We start from the raw sequence: 2,404 nt of genomic DNA on the forward strand, positions 1-2,404 counted from the left end.
CGCCGCCCGTGGCCGCCACGCCGCGGCCCTCCGGCCCCGCGACGGGCAGCCTGTTCCACGCGGCCAGCTACCGGCCGGTGTTCGAGGACCGCCGCGCGCGCCTGGTGGGCGATGTGGTCACCATCCAGATCATCGAGACGGTGTCGGCCAGCCAGAAATCGACCTCCACCGTGGACCGCAAGTCGGGCACGGCGTCGGGCATCACCGCGCTGCCGTTCATCAGTTCGACCAACCTGGGCAAGGCCTCGCTGGGCGCGACCAGCACCAACAACTTCGAAGGCAAGGGCGGCACCGAAAGCACCAACACCTTCACCGGCACCATCACCACCACCGTGATCGACGTGCTGCCCAACGGCCACCTGGTGATCGCCGGCGAAAAGCAGATCGGCGTGAACGACAACGTGGACGTGCTGCGCTTTTCCGGCACGGTGGACCCACGCGCCCTGCAGCCGGGCAGCGTGATCAGCTCCACGCTGGTGGCCAACGCCCGGGTGCAGTCGCGCGGGCGCGGCGCCCAGAGCGAGGCGCAGGCCATGGGCTGGCTGTCGCGGGCTTTCAATTCGGTCACGCCGTTCTAAACGCGCCACCCATCCCCTGTCCGCAATCTGCCGCCACGGCCTGGCGGCAGATTGCTATTATTTTTATAGCACAATGCCCTAGTGATGATTGCACTGGCGGCATTTTTCGCTGGTATTCCCCCGGGGCCGGCCGCCCCAATTGACCGGTAATCCGGCATCTTTTTGGCCCATCCCGTGAAGCGGTCCGCTTTCACAATCGAGGCCATGAAAGCCCTGCCCTCTCCCCTGATTTCGCGCGCGTCGCGGCTCGTGTGGCTGCTGGCCGCCCTGGCCACCCTGTGCGCGGCGTTGCCCGCCCATGCCCTGCGCATCAAGGAAGTGGCGGCCGTGCAAGGCGTGCGCAGCAACCAGTTGACGGGCTATGGCCTCGTCGTGGGCCTGGACGGCACGGGCGACCAGACCACGCAGATGCCCTTCACCACGCAGGCGATGACGAACTACCTGCAGCAGATGGGCATCAGCCTGCCGCCCGGCACGGCGGCGCCCCAGCTCAAGAACGTGGCGACGGTGATCGTCACCGCCCAGCTGCCCGCCTTCGCCCAGCCCGGCCAGACCATCGACGTGAGCGTGTCCTCCATGGGCAACGCCAAGTCGCTCAAGGGCGGCACGCTGATCGCCACGCCGCTGCGCGGCGCCGACGGCGAGATCTACGCCATGGCGCAGGGCAACATGGTCGTGGGCGGTGCCGGGGCATCTGCCGGCGGCAGCAAGGTGCAGATCAACCACCTGAGCGCCGGCCGCATTCCCGATGGCGCACAAGTGGAACGCTCGGTGCCCACCCCGCTGAACGACAGCGACACCATCACCCTGGGCCTGAACGCCTCGGACTTCCAGACCGCCCGCAAGGTGGCCCAGGCCATCAACGGCAAGCTGGGCAACGGCGCCGGCATCGCCACGGCGCTGGACGGCCGCACGGTGCAGGTGCGCGCGCCCCTGGACCCCGGCGCCCGGGTGAACTTCATCGCCGACCTGGAAGAACTGGCGGTGGCCGACTCCGTCCCCTCCGCCAAGGTCGTCATCAACGCCCGCACCGGCTCCATCGTGCTGAACCAGGCCGTGACGCTGGGCCCCTGCGCCATCGCGCACGGCAACCTGTCGATCACCATCAGCTCCACGCCCGTCATCAGCCAGCCCAACCCGCTGTCGCAAGGGCAGACCGTGGTGGCGCAAAAGAGCGACATCACCGTCAAGCAGGAGCCGGGCAACATCATCCAGATGCCGCCGTCGCCGCAGCTGGCCGACGTGGTGCGTGCGCTCAACACCCTGGGCGCCACGCCGCAGGACCTGCTGGCCATCCTGCAGGCCATCAAGGCCGCGGGCGCCCTGAACGCCGAGCTGGAGGTCATCTGATGACCCAGGCCGCCACCTTGCCGTCCCCGCGCCCCGCGGGACAGCGCCCGACCTGACGGGAGACCGCACATGGCCATGACCCTGCCCTCTGCCGCGACCACCACCGCCACCAATGCGCTGGCCGTCGATTCGCGCTCGCTCAACGCGCTCAAGTACGAGGCCGGTCAGAACAGCCCGCAGGCCGCCAAGGAAGCGGCCAAGCAGTTCGAATCGCTCTTCATGCGCGAGATGATCAAGAGCATGCGCGAGGCGACGATGAAGTCCGGCCTCATGGAAGGCGGCCAGGCTGACCTGGGCACGGACATGCTCGACCAGCAGCTGTCCATCCAGATGTCGGGCCGCCAGGGCGGGCTCTCGGAGGCCATCCAGCGCCAGCTGACGCGCCAGATCGGCGGCGGCGATGCCGGCGCCGGCGCCGGCGCCGAGCCCACGTTTTCGGTGCCCTCCACCTTGAGCCTGGGCGCCGCCAGCCAGCG

At 68.9% G+C, this 2,404-nt stretch carries 3 protein-coding genes; all 3 read left to right on the top strand.

Annotation, left to right across the window (positions count from 1 at the left end; translation table 11 throughout):
• Nucleotides 1–578, top strand: a 578-nt coding sequence (locus AC27KI_RS22910) for a flagellar basal body L-ring protein FlgH (RefSeq protein ID WP_487116005.1), incomplete at its 5' end; no start/stop codon positions are given.
• 204 nt (nucleotides 579–782) lie between these two features.
• Complete coding sequence (locus tag AC27KI_RS22915) at nucleotides 783–1,928, top strand: flagellar basal body P-ring protein FlgI (RefSeq protein ID WP_272565446.1); 1,146 nt, start codon at nucleotides 783–785, stop codon at nucleotides 1,926–1,928.
• A gap of 69 nt (nucleotides 1,929–1,997) precedes the next feature.
• The coding region (locus AC27KI_RS22920; protein WP_487116007.1) for a rod-binding protein at nucleotides 1,998–2,404 on the top strand (407 nt) is incomplete at its 3' end.

The organism is Acidovorax sp. KPB24-03 (assembly GCF_057546605.1).

Excerpts from the sequence above, each read along its gene's own strand:
- AC27KI_RS22915 (WP_272565446.1), top strand. The coding sequence starts at position 783 with ATGAAAGCCCTGCCCTCTCCCCTGATTTCGCGCGCGTCGCGGCTCGTG.